Origin of the sequence: Mangrovimicrobium sediminis (assembly GCF_004745945.1) — a bacterium.
Lineage (GTDB): Bacteria > Pseudomonadota > Gammaproteobacteria > Pseudomonadales > Halieaceae > Mangrovimicrobium > Mangrovimicrobium sediminis.
Window position 1 is genome coordinate 146,447 of record NZ_SRLE01000005.1, and the last position, 17,328, is coordinate 163,774.

General features: G+C 65.3%; 17 protein-coding genes. 10 read left to right on the forward strand and 7 right to left on the reverse strand.

The genetic code is table 11. The annotated features are described in order from the left end of the window. Nucleotides 1-52: 52 nt before the first annotated feature. A complete protein-coding gene (adk, locus tag E4634_RS05580) occupies nt 53-700 on the forward strand; it encodes an adenylate kinase (protein WP_135441655.1) in 648 nt (215 codons plus the stop codon). Between the two features lie 282 nt (nt 701-982). Beyond that, nucleotides 983-1,840 (forward strand): hypothetical protein, encoded by an 858-nt coding sequence (locus E4634_RS05590; protein WP_167854784.1) that lies wholly within the window; start codon nt 983-985, stop codon nt 1,838-1,840. Between the two features lie 87 nt (nt 1,841-1,927). On the opposite strand, the gene mobA is transcribed toward E4634_RS05590, so the two are convergent. Next, nucleotides 1,928-2,479, reverse strand: a complete 552-nt coding sequence (gene mobA / locus E4634_RS05595; protein ID WP_167854785.1) for a molybdenum cofactor guanylyltransferase MobA — start codon at nt 2,477-2,479, stop codon at nt 1,928-1,930. 116 nt (nt 2,480-2,595) lie between these two features. Between mobA and tsaB the strand changes: the two genes are divergently transcribed. The 6 genes from tsaB to trpS are packed head-to-tail and all read left to right on the forward strand — an operon-like array spanning nt 2,596 to nt 8,505. After that, a complete protein-coding gene (tsaB, locus tag E4634_RS05600) occupies nt 2,596-3,306 on the forward strand; it encodes a tRNA (adenosine(37)-N6)-threonylcarbamoyltransferase complex dimerization subunit type 1 TsaB (RefSeq protein ID WP_135441663.1) in 711 nt (236 codons plus the stop codon). Then, entirely contained in the window at nt 3,306-4,106 is an 801-nt protein-coding gene (locus tag E4634_RS05605) for an undecaprenyl-diphosphate phosphatase (RefSeq protein ID WP_434783497.1), read from the forward strand. Before tsaB ends, E4634_RS05605 begins: the two co-directional genes overlap by 1 nt. A 14-nt stretch (nt 4,107-4,120) precedes the next feature. Beyond that, entirely contained in the window at nt 4,121-5,002 is an 882-nt protein-coding gene (locus E4634_RS05610; RefSeq protein ID WP_135441667.1) for an NAD(P)-dependent oxidoreductase, read from the forward strand. Between the two features lie 13 nt (nt 5,003-5,015). Continuing rightward, nucleotides 5,016-6,326: a M18 family aminopeptidase gene (locus E4634_RS05615; RefSeq protein WP_135441669.1), complete on the forward strand. Its 1,311-nt coding sequence runs from the start codon at nt 5,016-5,018 to the stop codon at nt 6,324-6,326. A 6-nt stretch (nt 6,327-6,332) separates the two neighbouring features. Beyond that, nucleotides 6,333-7,466 carry a tRNA-queuosine alpha-mannosyltransferase domain-containing protein gene (locus E4634_RS05620; protein WP_135441671.1) on the forward strand — a complete coding sequence of 378 codons (1,134 nt, stop codon included), beginning with the start codon at nt 6,333-6,335 and terminating at the stop codon, nt 7,464-7,466. Between the two features lie 31 nt (nt 7,467-7,497). Next, on the forward strand, nt 7,498-8,505 hold the full coding sequence (gene trpS / locus E4634_RS05625; RefSeq protein ID WP_135441673.1) for a tryptophan--tRNA ligase: 1,008 nt from the start codon (nt 7,498-7,500) through the stop codon (nt 8,503-8,505). A 15-nt stretch (nt 8,506-8,520) separates the two neighbouring features. Here the strand turns inward: trpS and E4634_RS05630 are convergent, their stop codons facing one another. From E4634_RS05630 to E4634_RS05650, 5 genes are read right to left on the reverse strand one after another with little or no spacing between them, the layout of a single operon-like run. Further along, the gene (locus E4634_RS05630) at nt 8,521-8,946 is read right to left on the reverse strand and encodes a YqaA family protein (protein WP_135441675.1); all 426 of its coding nucleotides are present in this window, start codon (nt 8,944-8,946) and stop codon (nt 8,521-8,523) included. Then, nucleotides 8,943-9,716: a gamma-glutamyl-gamma-aminobutyrate hydrolase family protein gene (locus E4634_RS05635; protein WP_135441677.1), complete on the reverse strand. Its 774-nt coding sequence runs from the start codon at nt 9,714-9,716 to the stop codon at nt 8,943-8,945. The genes E4634_RS05630 and E4634_RS05635 overlap by 4 nt, the downstream gene beginning before the upstream one ends. Then, complete coding sequence (locus E4634_RS05640; RefSeq protein WP_135441679.1) at nt 9,713-10,765, reverse strand: amidoligase family protein; 1,053 nt, start codon at nt 10,763-10,765, stop codon at nt 9,713-9,715. Before E4634_RS05640 ends, E4634_RS05635 begins: the two co-directional genes overlap by 4 nt. A 58-nt stretch (nt 10,766-10,823) precedes the next feature. Next, complete coding sequence (locus E4634_RS05645; RefSeq protein WP_135441681.1) at nt 10,824-12,176, reverse strand: ATP-binding protein; 1,353 nt, start codon at nt 12,174-12,176, stop codon at nt 10,824-10,826. 4 nt (nt 12,177-12,180) lie between these two features. Continuing rightward, nucleotides 12,181-12,876 carry a response regulator gene (locus E4634_RS05650; RefSeq protein WP_135441683.1) on the reverse strand — a complete coding sequence of 232 codons (696 nt, stop codon included), beginning with the start codon at nt 12,874-12,876 and terminating at the stop codon, nt 12,181-12,183. Nucleotides 12,877-13,064: 188 nt separating this feature from the next. Between E4634_RS05650 and E4634_RS05655 the strand changes: the two genes are divergently transcribed. After that, on the forward strand, nt 13,065-13,544 hold the full coding sequence (locus E4634_RS05655) for a Spy/CpxP family protein refolding chaperone (RefSeq protein ID WP_135441685.1): 480 nt from the start codon (nt 13,065-13,067) through the stop codon (nt 13,542-13,544). Nucleotides 13,545-13,683: 139 nt separating this feature from the next. Further along, nucleotides 13,684-14,226 (forward strand): winged helix-turn-helix transcriptional regulator, encoded by a 543-nt coding sequence (locus E4634_RS05660; RefSeq protein ID WP_135441687.1) that lies wholly within the window; start codon nt 13,684-13,686, stop codon nt 14,224-14,226. On the opposite strand, the gene E4634_RS05665 is transcribed toward E4634_RS05660, so the two are convergent. After that, a complete protein-coding gene (locus tag E4634_RS05665) occupies nt 14,214-17,150 on the reverse strand; it encodes an EAL domain-containing protein (RefSeq protein ID WP_135441689.1) in 2,937 nt (978 codons plus the stop codon). The two genes, E4634_RS05660 and E4634_RS05665, sit on opposite strands and share 13 nt — an antisense overlap. Between the last annotated feature and the right edge of the window lie 178 nt (nt 17,151-17,328).

Here is a 17,328-nt window from a genome sequence, read left to right on the forward strand (position 1 = left end):
AATCACCACCACGCGATCGCGAATTCAATTTGATCAACGAGGAAACTCGCATATGCGACTGATATTGTTGGGCGCCCCCGGCGCAGGTAAGGGCACCCAGGCCCAGTACATTACCGAGAAGTACGGTATTCCCCAGATCTCCACCGGGGATATGCTGCGCGCTGCCGTCAAGGCGCAGACGGAACTCGGCCTGCAGGCCAAGGAAGTTATGGATTCGGGTGGTCTGGTTTCCGATGAAATCATCATCGGCCTGGTCAAGGAGCGTATCGCCCAGGATGATTGCGCACCGGGTTTCCTGTTCGACGGTTTCCCGCGCACGATTCCGCAGGCGCAGGCGATGGTGGATGCGGGCGTCAACATCGATCACGTCGTAGAGATCGCTGTCGATGACGAGGAAATCGTTTCCCGGCTGAGCGGTCGTCGCGTGCACCCGGATTCCGGCCGCGTGTATCACGTGATGTACAACCCGCCGAAGCAGGAAGGTGTGGACGACGTGACCGGTGAACCGCTGGTGCAGCGCGACGATGACAAGGAAGACACCGTGCGCAAGCGCCTGGAAGTCTATCATTCGCAAACCAGTCCGCTGGTCGGCTTCTATCGTGACATGAGCGGTGAGAGCGCGCCGGCATATCATCGTGTCGAAGGTGTCGGTACTGTCGACCAGATTCGCGACGCAATTTTCGCGTCACTCGATGGCTGAAACGTTTTTTTGAAGTTGTAGAAAAAGGGGAGCCAGGCTCCCCTTTTTTGTTGTCACGCATTCGCCTTTTTTGTTCCCATGCATCCGATAGTGCCTGTCCCCTTGTTCACTATTGGCAGTCCCGCGCCAAACTACACAATCAAATTTTTGTTTTTTTACTCTTGAAATGTGATTTTTTGCTATTTTGAGTCGCTGTTTTATCCGGTCATATTGTTGTAAGCCCTTTTTTTTCTTGCTATTTTTGCACTGCGTTACCTTGCTAACAACTCTGGAGAAAGTGTAATGGCAACCGCAAAGAAGAAAACTACAGCGAAAAAAGCGCCCGCTGCCCGAAAGAAATCCGCGGCGAAGAAGCGCCCGGCTGCGAAGCGGACTGCTGCAAAGAAATCACCCGCAAAAAACTCCATCGTAAAACGAGCTGCCGCGTCGCCCAGCGTGGTTCGCGCCAAGGACTCTCTCGACAAGTTGCAAAAATCCCTGGATGCCGAGAAGCAGGCCCTGAAACAGGTCAAGGACAAGCTCGAAAGTGCAAGGAAGCAGGTTTCCAGCAACGCCACCGCAGCCAATAAACGCGCGGTAAAAACGGCGCGCAACGTCGTTGAACGCACCAACAGTCGCGTGCGCACAATGCGCGGGAAGGTCGGTGATGCGCGGCAGATGCTGGCGGAATCGATGGAGGCTGCGCGACTGCAGGCGAAGAAGCTGGCCGCCGAGGAAAAACTGCTCGCGCGCAAGGCTGAACTGTTTGCCAAGGCCGAAGCGGACAAGGCTAAGTCGATGGCACTGCACGCTGAGCAGTGGATCAAGGCGCGGGCTCGCGCAGATGCCAAGAAGGTTGCCGCTTTCGAGAAGCGTCTGGAAAGGGAAATTGCAGCTGCCGAGCGCAAGTTGAAAGCCAAGGCCAAGGCTGCCGAGAAGAAGGCCGAAGCCAAGGCGAAGAAGGCTGCGAAGAAGCGCGGCGCGCCGAAACGCAAGGCTGCAGCCAAGACCACCGCGGCGAAGAAGTCACCGGGCCGTCCGAAGTCTGCTGCCAAGAAAAAGGCTCCCGCAAAGAAAAAAGCGACCAGGAAAAAGGCCGTAGCGCGCAAGGCGCCCGCCAAGCGTGCAGCCGCGAAGAAGAAGAGCGCGGCCAAGCGCTAGTCAGGCCCGGACGGGCAACACACAGGCGCCGCCCCGATTTCATCGGGGCATCGCGAAACCCGCCGCCAGCGATGGCCGCGGGTTTTTTTATTGGGTGCCGTGATTCAGGTTTGTAAACTGCGACGCCTGAGTGTCCATCGCTACCGATACGGCGCCGATCTGCGCGTACCAGTGGCGGACGGCGCGACCGCCCGCATCGAGAAATGACGGCAGGGTGGCGAGGCAGTTGCGGCGCAGCAGCGCACACAGATAGTGATTGTCACCGCCCGCGCTTGCATAGGCGGCCTGGACTTCGGGGTGGGTATCCAGTGCCTGCCCGAGTGCACTCGCGAGATCCACCGGCAGGTCGGGCATATCGCAGGGTGCCAACAGTATGAACTCACCGCCCAATTCATTCCGGGCGGCTTCGAGTCCCGCCAACGGACCCTGGAACCCCTCGCGCAGGTCCGCGGGGGCCAGGCAGCCGATACGCGCGTAGGCCTCGCGGTTGCGATTGCAGCTGATCAGCACTTCGTCCGACTGCGCGGCGATCCGCTCGTAGACCCAGGCCACCAGCGGTCGGCCGCGCCAGGGCAGCAGACCCTTGTCCTGCCCCCCGGCACGGCGACCAGCGCCGCCAGCGAGGATCAGGGCGGACACTGTGGGCGTCGCCGCGGAGGTATTCGAGTGGGACTCGCCCATGGAGTGTTTTTACCAATGCCGCAGTGTGGGATAATTCGAGTTTATCACTTCAATACGAGTTTCCCCGACCCCCGATGCGAGGCATTCTGGCCATCGAAACCGCGACCGATGCGTGCTCGGTCGCCCTGTGTCGCGGCGGTGAAGTGCTCGAGCGTCACGAGGTTACTCCCCGGCAACACAGCCAGCGCCTGTTTTCCATGCTCGCCGAGTTGTTACCGGACGGCCGCCTCGCCGAGCACGGGATTGAAGCCATCGCTTACGGCAGCGGCCCGGGCTCATTCACCGGCCTGCGCGTCGCCGCCAGCGCCGTACAGGGCCTGGCCTATGCCGCGTGCCTGCCAGCCGTACCGGTATCGACCCTGGCCTGCCAGGTGGCAACCGCTCTGCGCGAGGGACTGGTGACGGACGGCCAACGGGTGGCGAGCCTGATCGACGCGCGCATCAACGAAGTCTACTGCGCGCTGTTCCAGGTGGAGTCGGGGCAACTGGTACAGTGCGGCCCGGCCCAGGCCTGCCCGCCCTCTGCACTGGTTCTCCCGGACGCTATGCCGCCGGTGGTAGCCGTGGGCAGCGGTGCGGCATACCTGGACAAGGCTCCCGCCGCGTTTCGCGCGAAACTGGAACACATCGACACTACGCTGTTGCCGCGCGCCCGCGACCTGTTGCCCCTGGCCGAGCGGGCGCTTGCCGCGGGCCAGGTGCAGGACGCCATGCAGGTGCGGCCGGTGTACGTGCGCGACGAAATCAACTGGAAGAAGATTCCGCAGCAGGGCAAGCAGCGATGATTGACTGGTTTCAGGCGGTGGTGCTGGCAATCCTGCAGGGCCTGACCGAGTTTCTGCCGATTTCGAGTTCCGCCCACCTGGTGATTCCCTCGCTGGTACTGGAATGGCCGGACCAGGGCCTGGCCTTCGATGTTGCGGTGCATGTGGGTACGCTCAGCGCCGTACTCATTTACTACCGTCGCGACCTCTGGCAGATGGCGCAGGCCTGGTTGCGCTCCCTGACTGGCGGTGGTCACAGTGAGGACAGCCGCCTGGTCTGGTATCTCGCAGTGGGCTCTATCCCCGCCGGCCTGCTGGGCGTGACCATGGGCGACTTTATCGAACACCACGCCCGCAGCCTGCCGGTGATCGCCACCACCACGCTGGTCTTTGGCCTGTTGCTGGGGGTCGCCGACCGCTACGCGATACGCACGCCGGGCGATGCCCGGGTCGGTTTGTGGGCGGCCGTGTTTATCGGCTGTGCCCAGGCAATCGCACTGGTGCCCGGCGTCTCCCGCTCCGGGGTGACGATTACCGCGGGCCTGCTGTTAAACCTCAGCCGCCAGGATGCGGCGCGGTTTTCATTCCTGCTGTCCATTCCCGTCATCGCCGGCGCCGGTGCGCTGAAGGGTGTCGAACTCGCCCAGGGCGGGCACACTGTCGACTGGTCACTGCTGGTCGGCGCGGCCGTGCTCTCCGGCCTGACGGCCTTTGCCTGCATTGCCGTCTTCCTGCGCCTGCTGGATCGGGTGGGCATGATGCCCTTTGTCTGGTACCGGATTGTGCTGGCGGCATTGTTGTACCTGATCTGGATCGCCTGAGAGAGGAAAGCGCCATGGCCAGACTCGCATTCATCGGACTCGGGGTGATGGGGTACCCCATGGCGGGCCACCTGCAGCGCGCCGGCCACGAGGTGACGGTATTCAACCGCTCCCCGGCCCGTGCCGCGGCCTGGGTGGCCGAGTACGGCGGCGCCAGCGCGCCGACTCCGGCCGGGGCGGCGCGCGATGCACAGATGGTTTGCGTCTGTGTTGGCAACGATGACGACGTGCACCAGGTGGTGCTCGGCGAGCAGGGCGCGCTCGGTGCCATGGCTGCGGATTCAGTGCTGGTCGACCATACCACCGCCTCGGCGGAACTGGCCCGGGAACTGGCGCAAACCGCGGCGGCATCCGGCGTGGGCTTTCTCGACGCGCCGGTGTCCGGCGGCCAGGCCGGTGCGCAGAACGGCGCGCTGACCATCATGGTCGGTGGCGATCCCGCGGTATTTGCCCACGCCGAACCCCTGCTGCAACACTATGCGCGGTGTGTCCGCCTGCTCGGGCCAGCGGGTAGTGGCCAGTTGGCCAAGATGGTCAACCAGGTGTGCATCGCGGGCATCCTGCAGGGGCTCGCGGAGGGGCTGGAATTCTCCGAGCGGGCCGGGCTCGACAGCGCGGCGGTGATCGAGGTGATCTCCCAGGGCGCCGCGCAATCCTGGCAGATGGAGAACCGCTACAAGACCATGCTGGCCGGGGAGTACAATCACGGCTTTGCCGTCGACTGGATGCGCAAGGACCTCGGGTTGGTGATGGCGGAGGCCGCCGCCATGGGGCTGGACCTGCCCGTCACACAACTGGTCGATGACTATTACGCGCAGGTGCAGGCAATGGGCGGCGGGCGCTGGGACACCTCCAGCCTGTTCGCCCGCACGCGCGCACAGCGCGAGACAGGTTGAATCGGGAGCAGGCATGTCGGAACAGGATACTTTCAACAACGATTTGTGCGCATTCCTCGCGCGCGCCACCACGCCGTTTCACGTGGTGTCGGCCCTGGCGGAGGAACTCGCGGCCGCCGGCTTCATCGCCCTGGCGGAGGACGAGGCCTGGTCGCTGCAGCCGGGCGGCCGCTACTACGTGGTGCGCAACGGCAGTTCTATCGTCGCTTTCGGAATCGGCGAGCAGGCGGGGCCGGAGGAGGGCGTACGCCTGGTGGGCGCCCACACCGACAGCCCCTGCCTGATGGCCAAACCCTCACCAGAACGCCAGCGCCAGGGCTACCTGCAGGTCGGCGTACAGGTGTATGGCGGGGCATTGCTCAACCCCTGGTTCGACCGCGACCTCTCGCTCGCCGGCCGGGTCAGTTTTCGCGATGCCCAGGGGCAGTTGCGCAGCGCGTTGATCGACTTTCGCGACCCCATCGCGGTAATCCCCAGCCTGGCGATTCACCTCGACCGCGAGGCCAACAACAGCCGCACGATCAACGCCCAGACGGATATTCCCCCCATCCTGTGCCAGCTTACCGAGGGCGAGAAAGTGGAATTCCGCGCACTGCTGCGCGAGCGCCTGCTGCAGGAGCACCCGGATTGCGGCGCGCAGGAGGTGCTGGATTTCGAGCTGTGTTTCTACGACACCCAGCCCGCCGCCGTGGTCGGACTGCGCGGCGACTTCATCGCCTCCGCTCGTCTCGATAACCTGCTGAGCTGTTACGTCGGCCTGTGCGCCCTGAAGCAATGGGACGGCGTTTCCAGCGTACTGCTGGTGTGCAACGACCACGAGGAGGTGGGCAGCCTCTCCGCCAGCGGCGCGCAGGGTCCCTTCCTCGCTTCGGTGCTCGAGCGCATGGCGGGGGATCGCGCCGCCTACGCCCGGCTCACCGACCGTTCCATGCTGATCTCGGCGGACAACGCCCACGGTATCCACCCGAATTACGCGGACCGCCACGACGAGAACCACGGCCCGCTGCTCAATCGCGGCCCGGTGATCAAGATCAACGCCAGCCAGCGCTACGCCAGCAACAGCGAGACCGCGGGCCTGTTCCGCATGCTCGCCGCCGAGGTCGAGGTGCCGGTGCAGTCCTTCGTGGTGCGCAGCGACATGGCCTGCGGCAGCACCATCGGCCCGATCACCGCGGGTGCGGTGGGCGTGCGCACGCTGGATATCGGTGTGTCCACCTTCGCCATGCATTCCATCCGCGAACTCGCCGGCGCGGCGGACGCCGCGAACCTCGTCCGGGTGCTCGCGCGCTTCTACAATTTCCCGGGTGCGCTCGGGGCGCGCTGACGCAACGTGCGTGTCCTGCTGCTCTCGGCCTACACGGCCCAGAGCCATGCGCGCTGGCTGGACGCGCTGCTGCAGATGTTCCCGCACTGGGACTGGCAGCAGTTGGCGCTGCCGCCACGGCACTTCAGCTGGCGGGTGCGCGGTAACCCCCTGTACTGGGTACTCGAGCAGCGCGAGGTCCTGGACGCCGGCTACGACCTGCTGGTCGCGACCTCCATGGTCGACCTCGCCACCCTGCGCGGCCTGGTGCCCTCACTGGCGGCGACGCCCGCCCTGTACTATTTCCACGAAAACCAGTTCGCCTACCCGCAGGACCGTCAGCGGCACGACCTGCTGGAGGCGCAGATGGTCAGCCTCTACGGGGCGCTCGCCGCGCCGCGCGTGGCCTTCAATTCGCCCTATAACCGCGACAGTTTTCTCGCCGGGGTAGACACGCTACTCGCGCGCCTGCCGGATTTCGTGCCGCGCGGTGTCGCGCAGCTGATCGCCGAAAAATCCCTGGTATTGCCGGTTCCCGTGGCGCTCGGAGAGGTAGCGCCGCTGGACCCCTGGCCGCAGCGCAGCGGCGCTACACCACTGCGCATCCTGTGGAGCGCGCGTTTCGAGCACGACAAGGGCGGCGAGCTGCTCCACGCGGTCCTGCGCGAACTGGAAGCGCGGGGCATGCACTACCAGTTGGCGATCACCGGCCAGCAGTTTCGCCAGTCGCCGGCAGTATTCGCGAGTATCCAGCGCGATTTCGCCCACCGCCTCGCGCACTTCGGGTTCATACCGGAGGAGCCTGACTATCGCGCCTGGCAGCGCGGTGCGGACGTGTTTCTCGCCACGGCGGACCACGAGTTCCAGGGCCTGGCGGTGATGGAGGCGGTGCGCCTGGGTTGTTTCCCGGTGCTGCCAGACCGCCTCGCCTATCGCGATTTCTATCCTGGGCACTGTCGCTACCCGGTGGAAGCTGAATCCCTTGATGAGCAGGCCCGGGCTGCGGCCGACATTATCCAGGCCTGTACAGCAGCGACAGGCCCGCCAGCGGCACCGGATCTCGACGCATTTTCACCGGACGCGCTGCGCCCCGGGTACGAGCGCTGCCTGCGCCAGCTGGCCGGTCTGCAGGATGGCCTCGCGCCGCCCGGCCCGGTATGATTGGCGCCTTTCCACAGAACCGTCGTATTTCATGACCAAGCAACGCGTCCTCACCGGTATCACGACCACCGGCACTCCGCACCTCGGCAATTACGTGGGGGCGCTGCGGCCCTCGGTGGCGTCATCCCGTGACGACAGCGCCGAATCGTTTTTCTTCCTCGCCGACTACCATGCGCTGATCAAGTGCCAGGAGCCGGCGAAAGTGCGCCAGTCCACGCTGGAGATCGCCGCCACCTGGCTCGCCCTCGGCCTGGATACCGATAAAGCCCTGTTCTATCGCCAGTCCGATGTGCCGGAAATCCCCGAGCTGACCTGGATACTCAACTGTGTGGCGGCCAAGGGCCTGATGAATCGCGCCCACGCCTACAAGGCCGCGGTGCAGCTCAACGAGGAAGCGGGGGAGGACCCGGACCACGCGGTGACCATGGGGCTGTTCAGCTACCCGGTGCTGATGGCCGCCGATATCCTGATGTTCAATGCGACACACATTCCTGTCGGTCGCGACCAGATCCAGCACGTGGAGATGGCCCGGGATATCGCCGGCCGCTTCAACCACCTGTTCGGCGAGACCTTCACCCTGCCCGAGGCGGTGGTGGATGACAGCGTGGCGCTGCTGCAGGGGACCGACGGCCGCAAGATGTCGAAGAGCTACAACAACACCATCGCGCTGTTCCTGCCCGAGAAAAAGCTGCAAAAGGCGATCAACAAGATCAAGACCAACCTGCTCGAGCCGGGTGAACCCAAGGACCCGGATAGCTCCACCGTGTTCCAGGTGTGGGCCGCCTTCGCCGACGAGGCGGAGACCGCGCGCATGCGCCGCGAGTTCGAGAACGGCATCGCCTGGGGTGAAGCCAAGAAGCAGTTGTTTGAACTGGTTAACGCGGAAATCGGCCCGGCGCGCGAGCGCTACGAGGCGCTGATGGCAGATCCGGGCGAGGTCGAGCGCCACCTGCGCCTCGGCGCCGAAAAGGCCCGTGAGTACAGCGTCCCGCTGATGCGCAAGGTGCGCGAAGGTGTGGGCATCGGCCCGCTCGGCTGAGAGCCATCGGCGGTATCAGTCGAAGAGGCCGACCACGCCGAGCAGGATGGCGTAGCGCGTCGTCTTGCCGATGGCAGTCAGCGTGAAGAACAGCCAGAAGCGCACGCGCATCATCCCGGCGATAAACGTCAGTGCATCGCCGCCCACCGGCAACCAGGCCAGCAGCAGCGTCCAGACCCCCCAGCGCGCGTACCAGCGTTGCGCCGGCCCCAGCGTTTCTGCGCGAAACGGAAACCAGCGCCGGTCCTGGAAATGCAGCAGGTAGCGGCCGAGCCACCAGTTGACGGCGGACCCCAGGGTGTTGCCCGTCGAGGCGGACAGCAGCAGAAGCAGCGGGTCGTAGCCCGCGGCCAGCAGGCCGGCGAACAGGACCTCGGACCACGCCGGGACCAGGGTGGCGGCGAGAAACGCACTGGCGAACAGGCCGAGGTAGGCGCTCACGTTTTCGCTGCCGCGGTGCTGACCAGCGCGCGGAACAGGGATTGCTGGCGCGCGACCTGGGGCAGGTATTCGGGGTGCCATTGCACGCCGAGCGCGAACCCTTCACTTTCCAGCTCGATGGCCTGGGTGACGCCGTTGGATTCGCGCGCGGTGACGATCACGCCGCGCCCGGGCTCGCGCACGCACTGGCGGTGCAGCGCGTTGACCTGGCAGCGCGAGGTGGCGAGGATGTCGGCGAGCCTGCTCGCGGGCTCGATATGCACCTGTTTGCGCGGCAGTACGCTGCGCAGGTTGCTGGTGCCCTCGACGTAGAAGTGGTCGATGCTCTGGTGCAGGCTGCCGCCCAGGCAGACGTTCAGCAACTGCGCGCCGCGGCAGATGCCGAGTAGCGGCTTGCCGGTCTGCAAGGCGTGCTCGATCAACTGTTTCTCCATCGCGTCGCGCGCCGGGTCGTAGTTCTCCCGCGCCGAGCGCGCGAACAGGATACGCAGCAGCGCCAGGCTGAGGCCGATCACCCAGTCCAGCAGGCGTGTCTGCGACGCCTCTTCCTCGCGGTCCAGGGGTTCCTCGCCGTAGTGCAGGGGGTCGACATCCGAGCCGCCGCCGATGACCAGTCCCGCCAGTTGCTCGGGGTCTACCGTGCGGCGCGGTTGGATACGCAGCGGACGCCCGCCCGCCCGGCGAATCGCCAGCGCGGTCATCAGCCAGGCGGGCAGCCCGCCGCGATCCGGGCCGGTGATACCGATGACCGGTTTCGTCTTGCCCGTCATGCCCCCCGCCCGTTGTGCCGGGTATCCAGGGACAGGTAGCGCTGGGCGAGGATCGACGTCAACTGGGCGACCCAGCGCGTGTTCTGCACCAGCATGAATTCCGCGTAGTGCGCCTGCCAGGCGCGCATCAACTCGGCCAGCAGGTCGCGGTCCGCGGCGAGTGCCTCGATGTACACCCAGTGATTCCAGTAGGTCGCGACCTCCCAGCCCGGCTGGTTGATACGGCAGTCGGGCAGGCGGTAGTGAAAGGTCGGGCGGCCCTTGACCAGTTTGCGCTCCTCCCGTGACAGCGCTGCCCTGACGTGCTCCAGGTCGATATGGGCGAACAGCGGCAGCAGGTCCAGCGCGCGGTTGCGGGTCGCGTTGTGGGCCAGGTAGTCGTCCATCAACTGGCGCATGTCGGGCTGGTAGTCCGGACGCAGGACGAGCTCCATGTAGCGCTGCGGAAAGGCGTCGATATACGGCGTCAGGTAGCGTCGGGTAAGGTCGGTCGCGCCGGCCTCGAGCAGCCAGGCGTGCAGCAGCAGGAACGACTGCAGCGTGCTCAGGACACTGGCCGGCTCGAGGTCGGGCAGCGAGGGGTTGATGTGCAGGCCGAAGGCGTAGATCAGCGATTCCTGGGTGCCCTCGGCGCCGATCGCCTCCAGTGCCTCGACCAGGGCGTCCAGGCTTTCCAAGTGCTCGAAGGGTATCGGGCCGGTGATGACTTCGCAGGGAATCAGGCCGCGGCTGGCGCTGTCGATATTCGACTCGATCTCGTGGCCGATACTGCCCGGGGAGAACTCCACGCCCAGCTGTTGCAGCCAGCCGCGATAGCGTGTCGATTTCAGCAGGTCGGCGTCGCGCTCGATACGCAGGCGCCCGAGCAGCGAATCGTGCAGCAGGGCCTCGAAGGGACTGATTTCCTCGAGCTGGCCGCCGAGGGCGGACTGCAGTGCGCGCGCCGCCGGCAGGATCGGCAGGTTGCCGAACTCGAACTCGAAACCGGCCGCCCGCGGCGTGCCGTCGGGTCCCGTGAGTCTCGGTGGCAACAGGTAGTTTGACTGCATGAATGACGCCTCCACAGGCTACGCAGTGTAGCACTGGCGCGCGCGGGCGCGCAGCGGCTCAGGTGTCGGTGGGCAGAGTGACCACCAGGCGCAGGCCGCTGCCGGTGTTCTCGGCGTGCAGGCTGCCGCCGTGCTGTTCGATGGCGCGCCGGGCGATGGTCAGGCCGAGGCCGTAGCCGCCGTGTTCGCGGGTACGTGCTGTGTCCACCCGGTAGAACTCGTCGAAGATGCGCGACAGTTCGGCCTCGGGCACGCCCGGGCCGCGATCCTCCACGCACACCCGGAAGTGGCTGCCCTCCTGCGCCAGGCTCACCGTCACTTCGCTGTCCTGGGCGGTGTGGCGCAGGGCGTTGCGGATCATGTTGTCGAAACATTTCTGCAACAGGTCGGCATGGCTGGCGACCAGGGCCTCGTCCAGTGTGGTGTGCAGGGACACGCGCTTGCCCTGGCTGGCCCCCTCGAAACTGGCGTCGTCGCACAGGCGGCGCAGCAGTTCCACCAGGTCGATATGGCTGTCCAGCGTGATCGTGCCCTGCTGTGAAGTGAGCAACTGGCCGATCAGTTCCTCGAGTCGCTCGATATCCAGTTCCATGCGCTCGAGGTAATCGCCGCGCTTGGCCGGCGCATCCATGGCCAGGGCCAGGGCCACGCGCAGGCGTGCCAGGGGCGAGCGCAATTCGTGGGAGACATCGCTGAGCAGGCGCTTTTGCGCCTGTATCCTGCCCTCCAGTTGCTCCGCCATGACGTTGAAATCCCGGGCCAGGGCGTCGGTCTCGTCGCCGCCGCGTTCGCGCACGCGGATGCGCGTGTGCAGATCGCCGTCCGCCAGCTGTCGCGACGCCTTGCCCACCGCGCGCAGGCGCACGGTGACCAGCCGCGACAGGCCGTAGCAGACCAGGCCGCTGACCAGTACGGCGATCAGCAGGCGCAGCCAGGGGTTGGCACCGAGCACGCCAAGCAGTCGGTGGCGCGGTGGCGGCAGGCCGATCACCAGGCGCAGGCGCCCGTCCTCGCGGTAAATCGTGTGCGCGATGAGACGCTCGTCGCCGCCGCTGCCAAAGGCCTGGCGCCGGCCCCCGCGCAGTTCCCCGGCGACCTCCACGACATCCTCGGGTACCGGGCGTTGCAGCAGGTCGTTGCCGCGGCGGTCCAGCAGCCAGATACTGACGCCGTGCTCCTGGCTGGCGGTAGTGATCAGCAGCGGCAGGTTTTCCAGCGGCGCATTTTGCAGGCTGTAGATCAGGCGCAGGATCATGCGCCGCGGCGGCGCCTCGGGCGGCGGCGGTGCAGCCTGCTGGTCGGCGAAGGGCAGGGTGTCGAGGTACTGGTTGACCAGCATCCAGCTGCCCAGCACGGCGATGGTGACCAGCCAGAAGCCGAGGAAAATCTTGACGAACAGGCTGCTGCGCATGCCTTCAGCCGGCGTCGTCCAGCACGAACTGGTAGCCGGCGCCGCGCACGCTGAGAATGAGGTTGTCGCCTCCGACCTCGGCGAGTTTGCGGCGGATCTTGCTCACGTGCACGTCGACGCTGCGGTCGTAGGCGGACAGTGGACGGCCCAGTCCCTCGCGGCTCAGGGTGTCCTTGTCGACCACCGTTCCCGCGTGGCGCAGCAGCACGCACAGCAGGTTGAACTCGGCGCTGGTCAGCGGCACCGGCTGACCGGCGTGGGTCGCGGCGCGGCTCGCCATGTGGATGTGGGTGTCGCCGGCATGCAGCTCCGAGACCTCTTCCTCTTCGCGGCGGTCACCGGCGCGGCGCAGGATCGCGCGCAGGCGCGCCGCCAGTTCGCGCGGGTTGCAGGGTTTCGGCAGGTAGTCGTCGGCGCCCATCTCCAGGCCGACGATGCGGTCGGTGTCTTCGCCGCGGGCGGTCAGCATGAGCACCGGCGTGTTGTCGAACTCGCGCAGGTTGCGCAGCACGTCGAGCCCGAGCATGCCCGGCAGCATGATATCCAGCACCAGCACGTCGTAGTGATGCTGGCGCAGGTGCTCCAGGGCCTGTGCGCCGTCGTGGACCGCCTGTGCCTCGAAACCCTGTGTTTCAAGGTATTCGAGCAGCAGCGCGCACAGGTCGCGGTCGTCGTCGATGATGAGAACCCGGTTGTCCATGGGTGAGTATCCGGTCGTTGTCGGCAGCGGGAAGCTACTGGAAGGCACTAGTTTGTGCATTCGCTGACAGTTTGTCATCCGCGGTTAACACTTCTTAACTGCTTCGCGGCAGAGTTTAACCGCCTGCTGCCCTACAGTGGTTTCCACTGCAGCGGCGCAGTGCCGCGACTTCCCGAGGAGATACGACGATGAAGCAACTGATTTCCCGCATCCTGCCCGGCACCGTACTCAGCGCGATCATGCTGTTCTCCGCGGCGGCCTGGTCCGGCCCGCACGGCAACCCGCACATGGGTCCCGACGACAGCGCGCCGTTCATGGCCCGCATGGTCGACGAACTCGACCTGAGCGACGAACAGCGCACCACCATCCAGGGCCTGGTGACGGATGCGCGCGAGGCCGGCAAGGCCGACCACCAGCGCATGCGCGAGATTCACGCAGCGCTCAAGGACATGCGCACCAGCTTCGACGAGGACAAGGCGCGCGCTCTCACCGACGAACTGGGCGAGATCAGCGCACGCATGGCGTATCGCATGAGCAGCACTGGCGCCGGGGTCTACGCGCAACTCACCCCCGAACAGCAGACCGAACTCGACGCCCGCATGGAACAGATGCAGGCGCGGGCGGAAAAACGCATGGGCAAGCGGCGCGACTGGCAGCCCGGTAGCTGATCGCGACCTTCTGCAACGAACCCCTGTAGCTTGAGCGGCCCCCCCCGGCCGCTCTTTTTTTTGCCCGTCGCCCGGACATTCCACGCCCGGACGAATGTGCTAGAGTGCCCCGAGCACGCGGCGGTAGGGAGGCCTCGAGATGCGCTGGGAAGATATCGACAAACAGCTGTGTTCCGTGGCCCGGTCCCTGTCGGTGGTCGGCGAACGCTGGACCATGCTCATCATCCGCGACGCCTTCCTCGGCACCCGCCGCTTCGACCAGTTCCAGGCCAATCTCGGTATCACCCGGCACCGCCTGTCGGAGCGCCTGGCGAAGCTGGTGGAGGCCGGTGTCCTGGTCAAAGTCCCCTACAGCGACCGGCCGCTGCGCCATGAGTACCGGCTCACCCGCAAGGGGCTGGGCCTGTATCCGGTTCTGCTCACGCTGGCGCGCTGGGGCGACGAGTGGATGGACCAGGGGGAGGGGCCGCCGCTGGAATACTTCCACCACAAATGCGGACACATGACCCGGCCGGTGCTGGCCTGCAGTGAATGTAACGCGCCGCTGCGTCCCGAGGAGGTCAGCCCGCAGGTGGGGCCGCCGCTGCGCGCACTGGCGCGGCAGGTGGCGGAGGGTGGCGAGGTGCCGGAGGGAATGGGCGCCCTGTTAAAACTGGCGTCCCGCGAGACTCAGGACGCGTAGCTCTTCAGCAGCAGCGTCTGGCCCGGGGCCGGCAGTGCCAGGCCCTTGCGATTGCGCTCGTGCTCGGCGAGCCATTGCAGGAACTCCCGCTCCGGCAGCGGTCGGCAGAAGAAGAACCCCTGGTAGCGTTCGCAGCCCTGCGACAACAGTGTGTCGCGCTGGTTGAGGTTTTCCACGCCCTCGGCGACCACCGGAATGCGCATGTGCTGGCCGATGGCGATCATGGATTCCACCAGTGGGTGATCCACCGTGGTGTTCAATTCCGCGATGAACGATTTGTCGATCTTGAGCTGGTCCAGCGGCAGGTCGCGCAGGTAGGCCAGCGAGGAATAGCCGGTACCGAAGTCGTCCAGCGACACACGCAGGCCCATCGAGCGCAGCGTGGTCAGGCGATCGACCGCTTCGTCCAGGTCGTAGAGGAGGGCGGTCTCGGTCAGCTCAAGCATAATCAGCCCGGGGTCCACAGCGTATTTTTCCAGGGTGTTGCGCACCTGGTCGACGAAGTCGGCACGGTTGAACTGCCACGGACAGACGTTGATGGAAATGTAGCCGTTGAAAGGCACACCGTTCTCGCGCCAGGTATTGAGCCGCGCGCAGGCCTGCTCGAAGACCCAGCGCCCGACGCTGTGAATCAGCCCGGTTTCCTCGGCGATGGGAATAAAGCTGTTGGGCATGATGTTGCCCATTTCGGGGTGCTCCCAGCGCAGCAGGGCCTCTGCACCGATGACCTGCCCGCTGGCGTTGAGTTGGGGCTGGAAATAGATTTCCAGTTCCTGGTTGGACACGGCGCGGCGCAGGCCGTCTTCCAGCAGCAGTCGCCGCGCGGCGTTCTCCTGCATTTCCGGGCAGTAGAACTGGATGTTGGCGCGACCCAGGTGCTTGGCCCGGTACAGGGCCATGTCGGCGTGGCGCATGACGTCGAGCTCGGTTTCGCCGCCGTCCGGGAACAGTACCACGCCGATGCTGGCGCCCAGGGTGAACGCGCGCTCGTCGACGAACAGCGGGCTCAGCAGCTTGTCCATGACCTGTACGGCCATGGTGCGCGCGGTTTCCTCGGCGGAGGCGGATTCCTTCGCGTTGTGGCGCATGAGCACCACGAATTCGTCGCCACCCAGCCGCGACAGGAAGCCGCGCTCCCCGACCACGTCGCTCAGGCGCCGGGCCACCGCGCGCAGAACGTCGTCGCCGATATCGTGGGACAGGGCGTCGTTGATGGTCTTGAAGTGGTCCAGGTCGATCAGCAGCAGGGCGCCGGTATCGCCCGTATGGCGAACCTCGCGCAGGGTCTGCGACAGGCGCTCGTGCAGGTGTGCGCGGTTGGCCAGGCCGGTGAGATAGTCGTAGTAGGCCAGGCGGCGGATGTGTTTCTCCGCCTGCAGGCGGCGCAGTTCGGCGCCGGTGCGTGCGGCGAAGATCTCCAGGATCTCGCGTACCTGCTCGCTGTAGACCAGCGGCTTGGTATCCAGTACCGCGAGGATGCCGAGCGGTTTGCCCTCGGCGTCGTAGAACGGTGCGGCCAGGTAGCCCTCGATATCGAATTGTGTGAGCAGGTGATCCCCCGGGAACTCCTGCTGGACGCCGGAGGGGATGGCGATGGTGCCCTCGCGCAGCGCCCGCTCCGCGGGCGTGCCGGCCACGCGGAAGCTGAAGCCCCGGTCTTCGCTGCCGCGCGCCGCAACCGCCAGCGTGCAAACCAGGCTCCTGTCGTGCTCGTCAATGGTACCGACGTAGACGCAGTCCGCCTGGAACAACTCGGCCAGGCTCTCCACCAGCTTCTGGAAGAAACCCGACCCGGTGCTCGCCGCAACCCCCGCGGCGATCAGGCGGATGCACTCCTCTGCGCGCTTTTCCTCGCTGACGTCCTCGTTCAGGGCGACCATCGAATTGACCTTGCCGTCGCGATTGCGGATCGGGTACAGGTGGGTGCGAATCCAGCGGTCGTGCAGCGGTGTGTCCGAGTGGCCGATATGCGTGGGTGTATGCAGGATCGGCGGGATCACCCTCGAATCGCCGGCGAAGCTGCCCATCAGCAACTCGCGCAGTTCATCGTCGACCATCTTCTCATCCCGGAAAATGCTGTAGTCCTTGAGATCCTCGACCGTTTTTCCCCACAGGCGCTCCCAGGCCGGGTTGGCGCTCACCGTGTAGCCGTCCGGTGACAGGAACTGCATGCTGATCGGCGATTGCTCCACCAGTGAGCGGAAGTGGCGCTCGGAATTCTGTAGCCGCAAATGGGTTTCGCGCCCCAGCGACATGCTCATCAGGGTGACGATGGTCAGGAAGCCGAACGGACCCAGGTCGATGAAGTTAATGATCGAGAAGCGCGCCATCAGGCCCTGTACGGTGCACAGCAGGAACAGGATACAGGCCAGCGCGATGCGCAGCGTGCGCTCCTGGCCGTGGTTGAGGTAGTAGGTGCGCGCCGCGTAAATGCCGTAGCCCAGCTGTAGCAGCATGGCCACCATGACCGGAATCGCCCACGGCCCGACGGAGCCGCTGCCCGAGGTGATTATGTCCCCCCAGGGCAGGCGCTGGAATTGTATGCCGTCAAACGAGAAGTAGTGCAGCGTATAGGGCGCGAGGTTATTGATGACGATGACCACGCCGCTGACCGCGGTATTGAGGTAGAGGAACCACTTCGGCCGCAGCCCCGAGTTTTCCGCGACAAACCAGGGGAACAGTATAAAAAATGCAAATATCGCGTTGAGACTCCAACGCAGGTTGCTGATGTACGCTTCGGCGGTGGATGCCTGCAGGCTATGGGCGTAGAAAATGGCATAGGGCACGAGCAGCGCACACATTGCCGAGAACATGAGGTGGCTGCGTTCGCGCGGCTTTTGCAGGCCCACACTCAGATGATTGATCGAAGCGTAGGCGCAGATGCCAGCGAGGGTGTAGTAAATACCGGTCGCTAGAGCGGTCATTCTCGTTTATCCCCTTGCACTCCGCGTGCAAGTCCCTGCCGTTATACCGACATTGGCGCTGTCGGGTGCGCATGTTTTGTATGGTAGGGAGATCTGCCTGAAAACCAATCGAAAACAGCACTGTGACGGGGGTTAGATGCAATTTCTGCTACCGGAGTCTCATTCCTGGAGCGTGGGG

Excerpts from the sequence above, each read along its gene's own strand:
- adk (WP_135441655.1), top strand. The coding sequence starts at position 53 with ATGCGACTGATATTGTTGGGCGCCCCCGGCGCAGGTAAGGGCACCCAG.
- E4634_RS05590 (WP_167854784.1), top strand. The coding sequence starts at position 983 with ATGGCAACCGCAAAGAAGAAAACTACAGCGAAAAAAGCGCCCGCTGCC.
- tsaB (WP_135441663.1), top strand. The coding sequence starts at position 2,596 with ATGCGAGGCATTCTGGCCATCGAAACCGCGACCGATGCGTGCTCGGTC.
- E4634_RS05610 (WP_135441667.1), top strand. The coding sequence starts at position 4,121 with ATGGCCAGACTCGCATTCATCGGACTCGGGGTGATGGGGTACCCCATG.
- E4634_RS05615 (WP_135441669.1), top strand. The coding sequence starts at position 5,016 with ATGTCGGAACAGGATACTTTCAACAACGATTTGTGCGCATTCCTCGCG.
- trpS (WP_135441673.1), top strand. The coding sequence starts at position 7,498 with ATGACCAAGCAACGCGTCCTCACCGGTATCACGACCACCGGCACTCCG.
- E4634_RS05635 (WP_135441677.1), bottom strand. The coding sequence starts at position 9,716 with ATGACGGGCAAGACGAAACCGGTCATCGGTATCACCGGCCCGGATCGC.
- E4634_RS05640 (WP_135441679.1), bottom strand. The coding sequence starts at position 10,765 with ATGCAGTCAAACTACCTGTTGCCACCGAGACTCACGGGACCCGACGGC.
- E4634_RS05645 (WP_135441681.1), bottom strand. The coding sequence starts at position 12,176 with ATGCGCAGCAGCCTGTTCGTCAAGATTTTCCTCGGCTTCTGGCTGGTC.
- E4634_RS05650 (WP_135441683.1), bottom strand. The coding sequence starts at position 12,876 with ATGGACAACCGGGTTCTCATCATCGACGACGACCGCGACCTGTGCGCG.
- E4634_RS05655 (WP_135441685.1), top strand. The coding sequence starts at position 13,065 with ATGAAGCAACTGATTTCCCGCATCCTGCCCGGCACCGTACTCAGCGCG.
- E4634_RS05660 (WP_135441687.1), top strand. The coding sequence starts at position 13,684 with ATGCGCTGGGAAGATATCGACAAACAGCTGTGTTCCGTGGCCCGGTCC.
- E4634_RS05665 (WP_135441689.1), bottom strand. The coding sequence starts at position 17,150 with ATGACCGCTCTAGCGACCGGTATTTACTACACCCTCGCTGGCATCTGC.